The sequence below is a fragment of the Collinsella aerofaciens genome, assembly GCF_028209885.1.
Taxonomy (GTDB): Bacteria; Actinomycetota; Coriobacteriia; order Coriobacteriales; family Coriobacteriaceae; genus Collinsella; species Collinsella aerofaciens_BA.
In genome coordinates, this window is record NZ_JAQLEM010000023.1 from 1 (window position 1) to 15,451 (window position 15,451).

Genomic DNA, 15,451 nt, shown 5'->3' on the forward strand with positions numbered 1-15,451 from the left:
CGGCCCGTTCTGGGCGCGCCTCAATCGTAGCCCGAGACGGTCCCGGGCTGACAATTTCGACTGTAATGGACGTTCTTAGACGACTAGTCATTGGGGACACTCTTGAACAGGCAACATTCAAGGAGTGTCCCCGGATGCCGGCACTTAGAGACGTTCCCAAAGTGACGGCACATAAGGAACGTCCCTAAGTGCCGACTACCGAATGGCGCCGCCGAAATTATCGAACAACCTGTTCAAAAACACGAGCGGACACCGCGGTGTCTATACTAGAGCGCAGCAATAGAAAGGACCCCGCTTTGAGCATCACGCCCCTCGATAGCATTCGCCGCGTCATCGCCCGCCGTAATGGCGTCGCCGACCCCGCCGTAGCGGGCAGCGGCACCGCAAGGGCCCAGGGCGGACGCATCGAGAACGGCCTGTTCCCCGCCTCGCACACCGCCGAGGAGCTCGCACGCATCCAGGAGCTGAGTCAGCGCAACGCCGGCGGACCCGATAGCTACCAAGCCACACGTCGCCGGCGCGAACGCGATCGGGAGCCCGGCCCCGTCCGCCGCATGGTCAACGCTTGGTGGAACCGCCTGCTCGGCGCCGTCTACGGCGGCGGCTTCTCCATGCAGGAAGCGGAATACGAAGAGCACGCCACCCGCCGCGACTATCTCTGGAATACCCTGGGCACCGCCGTGTGGGGCATGGCGTTTCCTCTGCTCACCATCGTGTCGACACAGCTCGCGGGTGCCGAGGAGGCCGGTAAGTTCTCCATCGCCTTCGTCACCGGCACGCTCATCATGATCGCATGCAACTACGGCGTGCGCAATTTCCACGTCTCAGACATCGACGAAAAGACGTCCTTTGCCTCCTACCAGCTCAACCGCTGGCTTTGTGGAGCGCTCGCCCTAGGCTGCGGCCTCATGTACAGCAGCGCCCGCGGCTATGATGCGCAGATGGCGACGATCGGCCTGGGCGTCTACCTGTATAAGGTCATCGACGGCGTCGCCGACGTGTACGAAGGCCGCCTGCAGCAGGACGACAAACTCTACTTGGCTGGAATGAGCCAAACGCTACGCTCCGTCGGCGTCATCGCGGTCTTCAGCGTGGCGCTGTTCCTCACGCGCAGCATGCCCATCGCGGCCATGGCCATGGGTGTCGCCGCGATCGCCTCGCTCGTGCTGGTCACCGCGCCGCTCGCCCTGCTCGAGACCGAAAAATCGCGCCGCGTGAGCCTACGCGAGGTCGGCCACCTGTTTGTCCAGTGCGCCCCGCTCTTTGGTGCACTGTTCCTGTTCAACCTAATTGAGAGCATGCCCAAGTTTGTGATGGAAGGCACGCTGGCATACAAATATCAGCTGTACTTTAATGCTCTGTTCTTTCCGGCGCAGGGAATTTTGTTGAGCATTGGATTTATCTATAAACCGCAGCTCCTGCGTCTGTCGAGCATTTGGGCGAATCCGCGCAAGCGTCGCCGCTTTGACCTGATTATTGTTGCCGTTATGGCGCTGATCGTGGTCATCACCGGCGTGTGCGCCGCATTTATGGCAGGTCCCGGTATTCCCCTCATGAGCTTTATGTACGGTCTCAGCTTTGAACGCTACCGTACGCTGGCGCTGCTGATGGTCGTCGCCGGCGGCGTCACCGCGGCCATCGACTTTATCTACGCCATCATCACGGTGCTGCGCCACGCTGGAGATGTCACCAAGATCTACCTGATCTGCTTTGCCGTGAGCGTGGTGCTCCCGGTGATTCTGATCAATCTGCTCGGCCTGATGGGCGCCGTCGTGAGCTACCTAGCCATCATGGCCCTACTGCTGGTACTGTTGATTATCGAGTACGCCCACATCCGCCAACGCATCGAACGCGACCGCAACCCATACGGCGCCTAATTAGCTGCCCGGTCACCGGAATTTGCGATGGAATCACCCCGTCTGGGGTCTCGTTGCGGACAATATTCATCACGCAAAACTAAGTGAGTAGACTTTTACCGAATCCCCGACCACACCAACAGAGCACAAGTCTGTGACCTGCGGTTTTATTGAGGCAAATATGTTGGGTGCTCGGCATTTCCAAAAAAGTCTACTCACTTAGCCGGCGGGCAGCCAAATGATTATTTAATCCCCGTCCCAGAGAAATCAATTAGCGGGCAGAAGGGCAAAAGTAGTCAAATAAGCCCCGTCCCAAATTGGCTACCCCTTGCACCGATTATTCGCCCGGGTTGATGTTCGCGTAGAACTCCGCCCCATCATCGAGCCGCAGGATGCCCACGCGGCCGAACTCGGAGCCGGTGGCGGCGGCGCAGTCGATGTCGATGCGATCGGGCACACCAGCAGTGTCCTCGCCGCCCAAGCGCACGATCTGCCCGCGTCCCGATTCCTCATCGAGCCCCGCCAGACCACCGACCTCGCAATAGCGCCCAAGCGATACCGTGGGCGTGTGACCGCTCACCACGACCGGGCCCTTGCCCTCGGCAGAAAGCAGCCCGGTCGACGCATCCCAATAGCCATGACGAATCCACAGCAGGTCATCGGACGACTGCACCGCGAGCATCTGCTGCAGCAGCTCGCGATCGGCACCCACCGCTCCAACGCCATCGGCACAATCGACGCCATGCTCAAGCAAAAACGCCCGCGCCGCCTCGGTCTCAATACCGGCATGTACCAGCAGATACGGGCGCTCCTCGGTCTCGACCACCGCGTAGAGCGGCAGCGCGGCCATCCATCGCACGAGCTCCTCGTATGCCTCAAATTCCATGTCGTTGAGCTGCTCGCGCGTCGTCCAGCCACCGTTGATATCCCAGGTCTCGGCATCGAGCGGATCCTGGCCAATGATGGCATCGAGCATGATCTGCTCGTGATTGCCCTTGAGCACGCGGGCGTTGGGCAGCGAGCGCACGAGCTTAATAACGCCGACCGGATCGGGCCCGCGATCGATCATGTCGCCCAGCACGTACAGCGTGTCGTCGGACGTCAACGAGATCTTAGACAGGGCCTCGTCAAGCGCACGCACGTGCCCGTGAGCATCAGATGTCACATAGATCGCCATGGTACGCCTCTCCTTGCATTGCGGCCGAAGCCCGGCGCCGCAACTAAAACTTCAAGTTGAACTTAAACGTTACCCATTGTACTCCGTTGCAATAAAGCTGGAAAGAGTTTCCGAGCAGAGGCAAAGACGGCAGCCGTCTATGACGATATCGCGCACGCCTGCAATCCAACCCCATAAACCCACCATCTTTGGGTACAAATAACCGCAGACAACTGACCGTGCCACGCCAACCACCCAGGAGCGGACACCATCCATGAACCAGATCCTTCTTTTTATCGGCCTCGTCATCATTTTGTGCCTGACCATCAAACCCGTCGGCAAAAAGCTCCCCTTCCCCACCCTGCTCATCTTTATCGCGCTGGGCATGCTGTTGGGCGTCAACGGCCCGACGCATATCGACTTTAGCGACTACGCACTCACCGAAACCGTCTGCAGCACGGCGCTGCTGTTCATCATGTTCTACGGCGGCTTTAACACCAATATCGACCGCGCCAAGCCCGTCGCTGCGCCGGCGGTGCTGCTGAGCACGCTCGGCGTCGTCATCACTGCCGGCATCACCGGCGTGTTCACCCACTTTGTGCTGGGCTTCGACTGGATCGGCGGCCTGCTGCTGGGATCGGTCGTGGCGTCCACCGACGCGGCCAGCGTCTTTAGCGTTCTGCGCGAGCACAGCCTTTCGCTGAGGGGCGGCACCGACTCGCTGCTCGAGGTCGAATCGGGCTCCAACGACCCCGTCGCCTACATGCTCACCGCTGTGCTCGCTACACTCGCGGCCGGCGGCGACATCAACATTCCCGCACTGCTGGCCAAGCAGATCATTCTAGGCGCGGGTCTGGGCCTTGCCATCGGCTGGGCGGCGGGCCGCCTGATTGAACGCGCACATGCAACGGCCGAGGGCGCGCAGACCATCTTTTTGTTCGCCGTGGCGATCGTCGCCTACGCGCTGCCGAGCTATCTGGACGGCAACGGCTTTTTGGCTGTATACCTGGCAGGCATTGTACTGGGTGCCAGCGACATCACCGGCAAAGTCGAGATGGCGCACTTCTTTGACACCCTCACCGAGATGGCCGAGATGACGATCTTCTTCTTGCTCGGCCTGCTCGTAACGCCCGCACGCCTGCCGCAGATGCTGCTGCCGGGCCTAGCGCTCATGGCGTTTATGCTCTTCGTGAGCCGTCCCATCGCCGTCGGCGTGCTCCTGGCGCCCTTTAAGACGAACCCTCGCCAAGTCGCGCTCGTAAGCTGGGCGGGCCTGCGCGGCGCGGCTTCGGTCGTCTTTAGTCTCTTTGCCGTGGTAGCCGGCGTTCCCGGTGGCCAAGACCTGTTTGATCTGGTGTTTGTGATTGCCGTGTCGAGCATTGTGGTACAGGGCTCGCTGCTACCGGCGGTGGCAAAGAAGCTCGACATGATCGACGCGGAAGGCGACGTACGCCGTACGTTTAACGATTACCGCGACGAGGACGGCATGTCGTTCGTTAAGCTCAAGGTGGGCGCGGGCCATCCATTTGCCGGTCGCTCGCTTGCGGACATTGGCAGCGTCACGGACATGCTCGTCGTCCTGGTGCTGCGCGATGGCGCGCACCCGGTGCTGCCCAATGGCGATACCGTGATTGAGGAAGGCGACCTATTGGTGATGGCTGCCCCGACGTTTGAAGAGCGTGCCGAGGTTACGCTGCGCGAGGTCACCGTGACGCCCCACGGTCGCCTGGCCGGCCAGCGCCTGCGCGACGTGCCGCAAGGCAAGCATCCGTTTATTGTGGTGATGCTCAAGCGCGACGGCCAAACGATCATCCCCGACGGCAACACCCTAATATATGCCGGCGACGAAGCCGTCATTGCCACACTGGCGTCGTAGTGACCAGGAGGTAGCTAATTTGCGACGAAGAGATCAAGCGCCTAGAGAACCTCATGCCTTCGCTCGCAGATTTGGATTTGCCTGAGGAGTAAAGCATCCCTCCCCCATGTAACCATCCTGTAAATCATAGCGGCGTAGTCGAGTTTTACCGCGATGCGGTCGCGCCCGGCGCTCCACTGTGCTAAAGTATCCCGAACGTTCAAACGACTACGAGGGGAACTAGAAGATGGCACGTGTGCACAACTTCTCAGCTGGCCCGGCCGCGCTGCCTACAAGCGTGCTCGCCGAGATCGCCGACGAGATGATGGACTACCGCGGTTGCGGCATGTCCGTGCTCGAGATGAGCCATCGATCTAGCATGTACCAGCAGATCATCGACGACGCCGAGGCAACCCTGCGCCGCCTGCTGAGCATCCCCGACAACTACCGCGTCCTGTTTTTGCAGGGCGGCGCCACACTGCAGTTTGCGGCCATCCCCATGAACCTCATGCGCCGCGGCCGCGCCGGCTACATCGTGACCGGCAACTTTGCCAACAAGGCATACAAGGAGGCCGCCAAGTACGGCGAGGCCGTACTGCTCGCGAGCTCCGAGGACACCAATTTCGACCGCATACCCACCATGGCCGACATCAACGCGCGCATTGCCGCCGAGGCCGCAGGCGACGGGCTCGACTACGTCTACATCTGCCAGAACAACACCATCTTTGGCACCATGTACCACGAGCTGCCCAACTGCGGCGACGTACCGCTGGTCGCCGATGTCTCGAGCTGCTTTTTGTCGCAGCCGCTCGACGTAAAGCGCTACGGGCTCATCTACGCCGGCGCTCAGAAAAACGCCGGCGCCGCGGGCGTGACCGTGGTCATCGTGCGCGACGACCTCATCGCAGATGGCTCCGCCTTTGCGCAAACGCCGCAGTACATGGACCTTAAGACCCAGGCCGCCAAGGGCTCCATGCTCAACACGCCCAACACCTTTGGCATCTACGTGTGCGGCAAGGTGTTCCGTTGGGTTGAGCAGACCGGCGGACTTGCCGCCATGGCCGAGCGCAACTGGACCAAGGCTAACCTACTCTACGACCTGCTCGAGCACAGCGAGCTGTTCCATGGCACCACGCAGGCCGACAGCCGCTCCATCGCCAACGTCACCTTCCGTACCGGCGACGCCGAACTCGACGCGGCCTTTGTTGCAGGCGCCGCCGAGCACCAGATTCAAAACGTCAAGGGTCATCGCCTGGTGGGCGGTATGCGCGCCAGCGTCTACAACGCCGTAACCATGGAGGACGTGCAGGCGCTGGCCACGTACATGAAGGACTTCGAAGCGCAGCATAGTTTGAGTCCGCGATCTAACTAGCCCGCAACACGCGGGCCGACCAGCCACTTCAAACCACCTGTTTTAGACAAACCTGCTAAGGAGTTTTTCCATGCGTAAGATTAAGACCATCGACGACATCACTAAAGACGGCAAAGTCGAGTTTGGCGAGGGCTACGAATTTGTGAGCACCGCCGAAGAGGCCGACGCGATCCTGATGCGCTCGACCGATCTGCACGGCTACGAGATGCCCGAGGGCATCCGCGCCATCGCCCGCTGCGGCGCCGGCGTCAACAACATCCCCGTCGAGGAGTACGCCAAGAAGGGCGTCGTCGTCTTTAACTCCCCCGGCGCCAACAGCAACGCCGTCAAGGAGCTCGTCCTAGGCATGCTGGTGCTCTCGAGCCGCGGCGTGGTGCAATCAATGAACTGGGTGCGTGACAACGCCGACGACCCCGAGATTCAGGTCGATGCCGAAAAGGCCAAGAAGGCCTTTGTGGGCCGCGAGCTCAAGGGCAAGCGCATCGGCGTCATCGGTCTGGGCAACGTAGGCTCCAAGGTCGCCAATGCCTGCGTCGACCTGGGCATGGATGTCTACGGCTACGACCCGTTCATTTCCGTTGAGCACGCGTGGGTGCTGAGTCGCGAGGTGCAGCGCGTGGGCACGCTCGAGGACCTGTGCCGCGGCTGCGATTACCTCACCGTGCACGTGCCCAGCAAGGCTGACACCATCGGCATGATCAGCACCGAGCAGATCAACCTGCTGGCCCCGGACGCCGTGCTGATCAACTACGCACGCGAGACCATCATTGACGAGGACGCCGTTGACGCCGCCCTGCGCGAGGGCAAGCTCAGCTGGTTTAGCTGCGACTTCGCCACGCCCAAGACGGTCAAGATGCCCAATACGTTTATCACCACGCACTCGGGCGCCGGCACCGGCGAGGCCGAGGCCAACTGCGCAGACATGGCCATCAGCGAGCTCAAGGATTACCTGGAGAACGGCAACATCGCCCACAGCGTCAACTACCCCGCCTGCAGCATGGGTAAGGCACGCGCCGCAAGCCGTATCGCCTGCCTGCACGCCAACGTGCCCAACATGATCGGCCAGATAACGGCAATCCTTGCCAAGGACAACGCCAACGTGCAGCGCATGACCAACGAGTCCGCCGGCGAAAACGCCTACACCATGTTCGACACCGACGAGCACCTGGACAGCAGCACCATCGAGGCGCTCAAGCAGATTCCGTCGATGTATCGCGTGCGCGTAATCAAATAGCGCCGGCTGATCTGACGGGCAGTTCCCCATGTGGCCTGCCCGTCACTGACATTGAATGCCCGCGGGGACGCCTTTCGCACGAGAGGCGCCCCCGTTTTTGTGAGCACTCCATTAAATACACCGAGCCGCTTCTTGACATACAATCTGTATGTTGACCTAACTATCTGTGAGGTGCCTATGGTTGATACAGATTTTGCTTGGCGGCTTACGCAAGGACTCGTGCGGATCGACAGCTCGGACCCGGGTGCGTATGAGGACGAGATTGAGCGCTATATCAAAGCGTTGGTTGAGCACCGGGTGGCACAGCTGAGCCATCCGGTGCTCCATGCCGTGCAGGTTGAGGAACTCGAGGTGCTGCCCGGGCGCCGCAACCTTATGGTCACCGTGCCGGGACTGAGCGACGAGCCACGGCTCGTCTATATCTGCCATATGGATACCGTTACGCTGGGCGATGGCTGGGACGCGGACATTCCGCCGCTCGGAGCGATCGTGCGTAACGATAAACTCTATGGCCGCGGTGCCTGCGATATGAAGGGTGGCCTGGCCTGCGCCATTGCCGCACTGGTCCATACGCTCGAGCGCGTGGCGGCAGAAGGCAAGCTGCCCCGCCGTGGCTTCTCACTCATTTGCTCGGTCGACGAGGAGGACTTTATGCGCGGCTCAGAGGCCACGATCGATGCTGGCTGGGTCGGCTCGCGTGAATGGGTGCTGGACACCGAGCCCACCGACGGACAGATCCAGGTGGCGCACAAGGGGCGTACGTGGTTCGAGATTGAAATGACTGGCGTGACGGCGCATGCGAGCCAGCCCTGGAAGGGCGCGGATGCCGTCGCCGCCATGGCCGAGGTCGTGTGTTCGCTCCGTCGCGCGTTTATGGCGCTGCCCGCGCACGATGAGCTGGGGCCTTCGACCATCACGTTTGGACAGATCGAAGGTGGCTACCGTCCCTATGTCGTACCCGACCGCGCCAAAGTCTGGGTCGACATGCGTCTGACGCCTCCGACCGATACGGCCGCCGCGACGCGCATGGTAGAGCAGGCCATCGCCGTCGCCGAAGCCGCCGTTCCCGGTTGCCATGGCAGCTACACCGTGACGGGCGACCGCCCCGCCATCGAGCGCGACCCGAACTCTCCCCTTCTAGCAGCGCTCAAGCGTGTCGCCGATGACGTGACGGACGCGGACACGACCGTCGGCTTCTTTACCGGCTACACCGACACCGCCGTCATTGCCGGCAAGACAGGTAACCGCAATTGCATGAGCTACGGTCCCGGGTCGCTCGCGCTCGCGCACAAGCCCAACGAATATGTGCCCCACGCCGATATCGTTCGTTGTCAGCAGGTGCTAATCGCGCTCGCCGATAACGTGCTCTGGGACGCGAGCGGCCAAGTTGGGGCATAATAAGCCGCGAACAAACCGACTCGTGCGTTAGGACCGCCCATGAAAGCACTTCCGTTTCCCTGCATCCGCCCGGCTCAGGACCGCGTGCTCGAGGCGCTGCCTGCAATGGGCAGCATCCTGAGCGGCAACGATGCTCTGCGCGGAGCCATTGCCGATGGTCTGATGCTCAAGGACCCGGGTGCGGCGTATTACGTGTACGAATGCTCGGGCGAGCCGGGACGTGTGACGGGTGTCGTGGCGATCTGCCCGGTTGGTGCGCTGGCGGGCGGCGACGCGGTTGCCGCCGATACGACCGCCGCTGCGCGCGCAATCGCCGACCTCAAGGTACAGCCCCGTCCCGTAACGCTTGTCTACGAAGCCTCTCCCGTCATGGATATCATCCTCGGCGCCGCAAAAGAGGGCGCTTCACTCTATGCCGTCACCGACCCCGCCGGCATTACGCACCGCGTGTGGGAGGTCAAGCGCGAGGACGCCGTCGGGGCCATCCGCGCCATGCTCGACCAGGCGCCGGAGCCGGCACTGGCCGACGACCCTGCCTACGCTGTCGCACTAGTCGAGGCATCACAGCTCCTGACCGACGATGCACGTGCCGCCGGCACCTACACGGGCAAAGAGCCGTTCAACTTTGCCGTAGCTGCGCTCTTCCCCGCCGCGCAGGTCAGCGGCGGCGCGGCGCAGGTTCCGACGGGTCTGCTCACGCACCAGGTCGCGCGGTTCTAGCAAGACCAGACCGTCCAGCATAAAAATCGGCAGCCCAACAAACAGGGGGCGGAGATGCAGCAGGTACATGCATCTCCGCCCCTTTTGCGTCGAGAAGTTATGCCGACGACCCGTGCCGCCGCGCTCGCGTTATCCGCGCTGCGGACCCGCAGTAGCCACGAGCGGTTCAAGCCCCAGCTCGCGCGCGTAGTCTTCCTGCGTAAAGACTTCGACCAGTTCAAACGTATCGGCCGCATCGTCAAACGCAAAATGCAGCACTGAGCAGTTGCCCGGCACGCGTTCGCGCTCGTCGGCCGCCGCGCCCCGCACGTGGTCCAAAAACTCCTTGATAGCCGAACCGTGGCTCACCGCGAGCACGCACTCGTGGTCCGGACGTCGCATAAGATCGGTTATCGTCGCCGCCATGCGCTCGCGCACCTGCATCTGGCCCTCGCCGCCAAACTGACGATAGAAATCTCGCCACGGGCGCTCGGGCATAAGCATCACGCGCTCGGCCTCAAAGTCGCCAAAGAACCACTCACGCAGACCGTCCAGGCGCTCGTACGCCAAGCCCGGCCACAGGTTGGCGATAGTCTGCTCGGTGCGATGAAGTGTGGAGGTGTAGGCATGATCGGGTTCAATGCCGCGCGCACGCAAGAACATGCCGGCACGCGCCGCCTGGTCGCATCCCAGCTGCGTGAGCGGCGAGTCACTCCAACCCTGAATAATGCGCTTAAGGTTGAATATTGTCTGCCCATGACGAACCAGATACAGGTCTTTATTCATAGGGGTCCTTTCGTTCATTACCAATCAAGGAGCGAAAACGCACCGTCGCAATAGCCAAAATGAAGCACGGCACCGTTGTCGGGTAGCTCTCCCCTGCCAGTCACATACTCAAGAAACTCCTGGCAGGAAGAGCCGTGGGAGACTGCCAGCACACAGTCGTGCTGCGGCCTGGCCATGATGTGGGACAGCGCCGCGACCATGCGCGACTGGAGCTCGCCTTCAGACTCGCCACCAAAGGCCACCGGATAATCACCCCAGGGCTGCGGCGGCATCTCGCGATTTGATGTACCCTCCAGCGAGCCCAAATGCCACTCGCGCAGGTCATCGACCAGCTCTATCGAGCGGCCCTCACCAGCAATTAGCTCAGCCGTACGCCGCGCCCGGCCCAACGGGGAGGAATACACACGGTCAAAGGTCACGCCACGCGCCTCAAACGCCGCGCGCGTCGCCAGCGCCTGCTCGCGCCCGCGCGCCGTAAGCGGCGAATCGTGCCCACCCTGCAAAATGTTCTGCACATTGAGCTCAGTCTGCCCATGCCGCACCAAATACAAATCTGCCACACGTCCTCCCCTCGCACCACCGCAAAGGGGACAGGTACCTTTGTGGTGGTTTACCGCCGGATCACACCGCGGTGACGCTCAACTACACCAGTACGTCGACAAGCGAGCGCTTGGGTACGTGGTGCACCTGCGCCTCGTCGCGCCAATAATTGATGGAGCCGTCGGGGTTGGAATCGATCGCATCGATCACCTGTGTCTCGGCCGGAACGCCAAACGCCATGATCAGCTTGAGCTCATATTTGTCGTTATCGAGCCCCATGGCATCGATCGCGTGGGGCGTAAAGGCCTTGAACATGCAGGCTGCCACCTCGGGCGTGGCGCTGCGGGCGGCAAGCATCATCGTCTGCGCGGCAATGCCCGTGTCGACCTCGGTAATGGGAGCGGCAGGCTTGCCCGGAACGGCGCACTCGGCCAAAATCGCGATGTAGCCGGTCGGGCGCTCGCCCTCGGCAGGACCCGGCCAATCCTTAAGCGCACCGGCCCATGCAAGCTCATCAAATACGCGCGCGCAATCCACGGCACCGCTCACCACATGAAAACGCAGACGCTGAGCATTGGCACCACAGGGAGTCAGGTGCGCCAGCTCCGCCAGCTCAAGCAAAAGCTCATGCGGCACGCGCATGGACTCGTCAAAGCGACGGCACGTGCGGGCGCAGCGAACCAACGCATCAAACGCGTCCAAGCCGAGCTTTTCGCAACCTTGCTTTGCCATCGATTCGACACTCGACGGTGCCTCGGGAACTGCTTCGTTCATAGGGACCCCCAATACAAGCCAATTGTCCTTAGGAAAATCTAACCTAAAACGTAGGCAATAACGAACAGGGCTGCAATGTTCTACACCTGTTGAATAGAAAATCGCGACGTGGGGAACAACGGGAACAATTCGGGACCTTTGGGTTACGTTTCGCCCTCCCCGACCCATACGCCAGCGCCTTTAGGCGATACTGGTCGTAACGATCAAGGCTTACGCCGCACGGAAAGGAGACATTATGGGCATCTTTAAGAACGATGACCAAAAATCGAGCCAGTTTGGATTTGACGAGAAAAGCATGGCGGGCAAAGCCGTCAAGGCCGTACGTTGGATTTACGCCATCACGGGCGTCTTAGCGCTCATTGCTGGTATCGCGCTGCTTTTTGCACCCGCCAAGTCCCTCGTCTTTTTGACGACTGTCCTGGGTTTTTACTTTGTAATCACTGCTGCCATCAGGCTGTTCACTGCCATTTTTGAGCCGCTGCTGCCCACCGGCTGGCGCGTGACGAGCATCATCTCCAACCTACTCATTATCTTGGGCGGCGTCATAATCCTGCGCAACCAGGCCTTCTCGACCGCGACGCTCACCACGATGGTGGTTATCGTGGCCGGCTTTGGCTGGATCGTCGAAGGTGTCATGTCCATTCTGGAGTCCGAGCTTTCGTCCAACCGTGCCCTCGCCATCCTGAGCGGCGCGCTCTCCATCATCGCCGGCATGTTCGTGTTTATCTATCCGCTGTGGTCGGCCAAGATGCTCGTTATCTTTAGCGGCGCCGCGCTGCTGGTGTTTGGCGTTACGCTGATTGTTCGCGCTATTCAATTTGGCAAACTGGTGCACTAGATGCCGCGAACGCTCTTTATTGATGCCGACGCCTGCCCGGTCACGCGCGAGTCGATTGACTGCGCGCGGCGGGCAGGCGTCGCCGTTGTTATCGCCGGCAACAGCACGCAAAACCTGGAACGGCACATTCGCCGCGACGACCCGCGCGATGCCGAGCACGCGCGACGCGGCTTTTGGGTCACGACGCTCGACGTGAGTGTGGGCGCCGACAGCGCCGACTTTGCCATTGTCGAACGCCTGCAGGCGGGCGACGTGGTCGTGACGCAGGACATTGGCTTGGCGAGCATGGTGCTCGGGCGCGATGCCGCCGCCATCGGTGTGCGCGGGCGCGTCTACGACAAAGCGACCATCGACATGCAGTTGTTTATTCGCCACGAGGAAAAGAAGGTGCGCCGCGCCGGCGGACGCACTCGCGGACCGGCGGCATTTACCAGCGAAGATCGCGCCCGCTTTAAACGCAACCTCACCGAGCTGCTCCGCTAACTAAGGTAGATTTTTGGGACATGCCCGAAAATCTACCTTTTTGTTTTGGGCGGTGCGAGCGCTCAAAATCCATGGCTCAACAAAAAACGGGCTTCAAAATGCCATGCGTCGCCGCATTGTGCAGGCGCCGAGCATGGCTATTTTGAAGCCCGTTTTGTTAGGCCCACTTAGAGGCCGAAGGCAGAAAGGATAAGACCCCAGCCCGCACCGATGACGTACATCATGATCAGGAACAGGACGTTTTCGCGGGCGCTGCGGTTGGTGCGGAACAGCACCAGGTAGCCCACACCTGCAGAGATGAGCGTGCCGGCGAGCATCGGGGCCAGCTGCAGCGCGCCTTCCAGGTACAGTTGCGTGATGACGACGCTGGCCGAGCAGTTGGGAATCAGGCCGACGAGTGCCGAGCCCAGGACCGCAAGCGTCTCGTTGCCGCGCAGGAACTGCTCGATTGCGGACTCGCCGAACGACTCGAGCACGGCGACCAGAATCAGCGTCACCAGAAAAATGAATACCGAGACCTGCACGGTGTGCGAAATCGCGCTGCGTATGATCGACAGGACAGGCGTCCCTTCGTGGGAGTGGGAGTGACCGTGGCCATCATGGTGTTCATGCTCGCCCTCATGACCGTGATCGTGGCCATGTCCGTGGTCGTGCTCGTCCTCGTCTTCATCACAACCGCAATGATCACGCTCGCACAGCTCGTGGATGTGGTCGGCGCTCACGCCCGCCTCGGCCACCTCGTCGATGATGTCACCGCCAGTGTGGTCGTCGTGCGCGCAGTTCACGTAGGCCGGGTTGGCCGCGGTTCCCAGCACGGTGCGGCGAATCGCCGCATGCGCGCGAGCGTTACGACGCAGGCCGCGAATGGCGGCGTCCACGATAAAGCCCGTGACCAGCGCGATCAGTGCCTTCGAAGCCAAAAGCATCGCCATGGTCTGCACGGGCACCTGCTCGGCGAGCAACAGCGGCAGCATCTCATCGGAGGTCGAAAGGAACACCGCCACCAACGTACCCAAGGTCACGACACGACCGGCATACAGCGTGGCCGCCATTGCCGAAAAGCCGCACTGCGGCACCATGCCCAGCAACGAGCCAACCACGGGGCCCGCGGCTCCGGCACGCTTGATGGCGCCGTTAACGCGGTTGCCCGCAACATGTTCGAGCGTCTCGAGGGCCAGATACGTCACCAACAAAAACGGCACCAGCGAGAGCGTGTCCTTGCCGGCGTCGAGCAGAATATCAATCAACAAACCCATGACGGATGGAACCTTTCGTGTCTTTCGGCAGCATTGTAAAAGTCCTAGCGGTCAACTAGGGTATTGTAGTTATCCTAGGCGCGATGCCAATAGTTGCCCATGGTAAACTATCATCTCGCCACATCTTAATGACTCAAAGCCGCACGACGCGGCCCATCCAAGGAGCAGTTATATGAACGTTTCACAAGCACTCGAATACGAGCGCCAGCCGTTTATTCCCATGTTTATCTATGGCGATCATGGCGCCATGGAGTCCGAGCGCCAGAAGGGCGAAGAGGCCCTTAAGGTGCTCGAAACCGAGTACTTTACCGCCGAGGGCGACCCCAGCTTCGACTTTGCCACCGTGCGCGACCTGGCCGACCGCAACCGCGACCTGTGCGACCAGATTGGCGAGGCGCGCCTGCGCAACGTGACGCCCGCGACGCTTTCGCGCGGTCTGTCCGACGCCGACACCTGCGCCGCCATCGGCAAGATGCAAAAGCGCACCGCCGCGTCCGTCATGCGCGAGATCCGCGGCGACCGCGACGCGCTCGGCGTGGCGTACGCCCGCAAGCCTATCCAAGGCACAGTGCTCGGCATCGACATCGAGACCACCGGCCGTGCACCCGAGCGCGGCTATATCATTAACGTGGGCTGGGAGATCATGGAGCTCACCAGCGACGCCGTCCCGCACGACGCCGAGGCACACTACTGCGGCCTGCCCGATATCTACCGCGGCGAAGATGTGCCGCTGTCGAATATCCACCATATCACTTGGGACGACATCGACGGCAAAACGCCCTTCCGTGAGAACAAGGAGCTGCAGAAGCAGTTGCTCAAGCTTATGAAGAAGTACCCGTACATGGCGCATAACGCCGCGTTCGAGGACAGCTGGTTCAAAATTCATCTGGACGGTTACGCCGAGGCACGCCGCGCGGGTAAGATTATCGTCATCGACTCGCGCCAGATCTGCCGCAGCCTGGACGCCGATGTGCGCTCGCTCCCCCGCGAATCCGCGCCCGCTGCGCTCGAGAACTGGGCGCGCCGCCGTGGAACCCTCGCCGCCGACGCCAACGAGCAGCATCTGGGCCTGGACGACACCGACCTCATGCTCCGCACCGTTCAAGCCGAGTTCAACCTCAAGAACCTGTTTGCGAAATAACCTATCCATCTGCGGGAGCGCCTGCCAGGCACAGTGCAATCCGTCTGGACGCACCGGCACGCA

At 61.4% G+C, this 15,451-nt stretch carries 14 protein-coding genes; 9 read left to right on the forward strand and 5 right to left on the reverse strand.

Annotation, left to right across the window (positions count from 1 at the left end; all coding sequences use genetic code 11):
• Positions 1–296: 296 nt before the first annotated feature.
• On the forward strand, positions 297–1,877 hold the full coding sequence (locus PMX21_RS06835) for a lipopolysaccharide biosynthesis protein (protein WP_334204076.1): 1,581 nt from the start codon (positions 297–299) through the stop codon (positions 1,875–1,877).
• A 316-nt stretch (positions 1,878–2,193) separates the two neighbouring features.
• Here PMX21_RS06835 and PMX21_RS06840 read toward each other — a convergent pair whose 3' ends face one another.
• Positions 2,194–3,033 (reverse strand): metallophosphoesterase family protein, encoded by an 840-nt coding sequence (locus PMX21_RS06840; RefSeq protein ID WP_271758824.1) that lies wholly within the window; start codon positions 3,031–3,033, stop codon positions 2,194–2,196.
• A gap of 253 nt (positions 3,034–3,286) precedes the next feature.
• Here PMX21_RS06840 and PMX21_RS06845 point away from each other — a divergent pair, with 253 nt between their 5' ends.
• From PMX21_RS06845 to PMX21_RS06865, 5 genes are all read left to right on the forward strand, one after another.
• Positions 3,287–4,888 carry a potassium/proton antiporter gene (locus PMX21_RS06845; protein WP_271758826.1) on the forward strand — a complete coding sequence of 534 codons (1,602 nt, stop codon included), beginning with the start codon at positions 3,287–3,289 and terminating at the stop codon, positions 4,886–4,888.
• A gap of 226 nt (positions 4,889–5,114) precedes the next feature.
• Positions 5,115–6,239: a 3-phosphoserine/phosphohydroxythreonine transaminase gene (gene serC / locus PMX21_RS06850; protein WP_271758828.1), complete on the forward strand. Its 1,125-nt coding sequence runs from the start codon at positions 5,115–5,117 to the stop codon at positions 6,237–6,239.
• Between the two features lie 70 nt (positions 6,240–6,309).
• A complete protein-coding gene (locus PMX21_RS06855) occupies positions 6,310–7,473 on the forward strand; it encodes a phosphoglycerate dehydrogenase (RefSeq protein ID WP_271758830.1) in 1,164 nt (387 codons plus the stop codon).
• A gap of 177 nt (positions 7,474–7,650) precedes the next feature.
• Positions 7,651–8,871 carry a M20 family metallopeptidase gene (locus PMX21_RS06860; RefSeq protein ID WP_271758832.1) on the forward strand — a complete coding sequence of 407 codons (1,221 nt, stop codon included), beginning with the start codon at positions 7,651–7,653 and terminating at the stop codon, positions 8,869–8,871.
• A gap of 39 nt (positions 8,872–8,910) precedes the next feature.
• Positions 8,911–9,591: a DUF1015 family protein gene (locus PMX21_RS06865; RefSeq protein ID WP_195445930.1), complete on the forward strand. Its 681-nt coding sequence runs from the start codon at positions 8,911–8,913 to the stop codon at positions 9,589–9,591.
• Positions 9,592–9,720: 129 nt separating this feature from the next.
• On the opposite strand, the gene PMX21_RS06870 is transcribed toward PMX21_RS06865, so the two are convergent.
• The 3 genes from PMX21_RS06870 to PMX21_RS06880 all read right to left on the reverse strand — a co-directional run bounded on the left by PMX21_RS06870 (position 9,721) and on the right by PMX21_RS06880 (position 11,670).
• Positions 9,721–10,356 (reverse strand): histidine phosphatase family protein, encoded by a 636-nt coding sequence (locus tag PMX21_RS06870; protein WP_138374914.1) that lies wholly within the window; start codon positions 10,354–10,356, stop codon positions 9,721–9,723.
• Between the two features lie 17 nt (positions 10,357–10,373).
• Entirely contained in the window at positions 10,374–10,916 is a 543-nt protein-coding gene (locus PMX21_RS06875) for a histidine phosphatase family protein (RefSeq protein WP_035137274.1), read from the reverse strand.
• 82 nt (positions 10,917–10,998) lie between these two features.
• A complete protein-coding gene (locus PMX21_RS06880) occupies positions 10,999–11,670 on the reverse strand; it encodes a nitroreductase family protein (protein WP_271758834.1) in 672 nt (223 codons plus the stop codon).
• Positions 11,671–11,905: 235 nt separating this feature from the next.
• Between PMX21_RS06880 and PMX21_RS06885 the strand changes: the two genes are divergently transcribed.
• Complete coding sequence (locus PMX21_RS06885) at positions 11,906–12,508, forward strand: HdeD family acid-resistance protein (protein ID WP_117797862.1); 603 nt, start codon at positions 11,906–11,908, stop codon at positions 12,506–12,508.
• Positions 12,509–12,991, forward strand: a complete 483-nt coding sequence (locus PMX21_RS06890; RefSeq protein WP_006235439.1) for a YaiI/YqxD family protein — start codon at positions 12,509–12,511, stop codon at positions 12,989–12,991. It begins immediately after the preceding gene.
• A gap of 167 nt (positions 12,992–13,158) precedes the next feature.
• Here the strand turns inward: PMX21_RS06890 and PMX21_RS06895 are convergent, their stop codons facing one another.
• Positions 13,159–14,247, reverse strand: a complete 1,089-nt coding sequence (locus tag PMX21_RS06895) for a putative manganese transporter (RefSeq protein ID WP_271758836.1) — start codon at positions 14,245–14,247, stop codon at positions 13,159–13,161.
• A 172-nt stretch (positions 14,248–14,419) separates the two neighbouring features.
• Here PMX21_RS06895 and PMX21_RS06900 point away from each other — a divergent pair, with 172 nt between their 5' ends.
• Complete coding sequence (locus PMX21_RS06900; RefSeq protein ID WP_035137278.1) at positions 14,420–15,388, forward strand: 3'-5' exonuclease; 969 nt, start codon at positions 14,420–14,422, stop codon at positions 15,386–15,388.
• Positions 15,389–15,451 lie beyond the last annotated feature (63 nt).

Bases quoted from the DNA above. Each gene is read 5' to 3' on its own strand.
- PMX21_RS06840 (WP_271758824.1), bottom strand. From the start codon at position 3,033: ATGGCGATCTATGTGACATCTGATGCTCACGGGCACGTGCGTGCGCTT.
- PMX21_RS06845 (WP_271758826.1), top strand. From the start codon at position 3,287: ATGAACCAGATCCTTCTTTTTATCGGCCTCGTCATCATTTTGTGCCTG.
- serC (WP_271758828.1), top strand. From the start codon at position 5,115: ATGGCACGTGTGCACAACTTCTCAGCTGGCCCGGCCGCGCTGCCTACA.
- PMX21_RS06855 (WP_271758830.1), top strand. From the start codon at position 6,310: ATGCGTAAGATTAAGACCATCGACGACATCACTAAAGACGGCAAAGTC.
- PMX21_RS06860 (WP_271758832.1), top strand. From the start codon at position 7,651: ATGGTTGATACAGATTTTGCTTGGCGGCTTACGCAAGGACTCGTGCGG.
- PMX21_RS06865 (WP_195445930.1), top strand. From the start codon at position 8,911: ATGAAAGCACTTCCGTTTCCCTGCATCCGCCCGGCTCAGGACCGCGTG.
- PMX21_RS06870 (WP_138374914.1), bottom strand. From the start codon at position 10,356: ATGAATAAAGACCTGTATCTGGTTCGTCATGGGCAGACAATATTCAAC.
- PMX21_RS06880 (WP_271758834.1), bottom strand. From the start codon at position 11,670: ATGAACGAAGCAGTTCCCGAGGCACCGTCGAGTGTCGAATCGATGGCA.
- PMX21_RS06885 (WP_117797862.1), top strand. From the start codon at position 11,906: ATGGGCATCTTTAAGAACGATGACCAAAAATCGAGCCAGTTTGGATTT.
- PMX21_RS06890 (WP_006235439.1), top strand. From the start codon at position 12,509: ATGCCGCGAACGCTCTTTATTGATGCCGACGCCTGCCCGGTCACGCGC.
- PMX21_RS06895 (WP_271758836.1), bottom strand. From the start codon at position 14,247: ATGGGTTTGTTGATTGATATTCTGCTCGACGCCGGCAAGGACACGCTC.
- PMX21_RS06900 (WP_035137278.1), top strand. From the start codon at position 14,420: ATGAACGTTTCACAAGCACTCGAATACGAGCGCCAGCCGTTTATTCCC.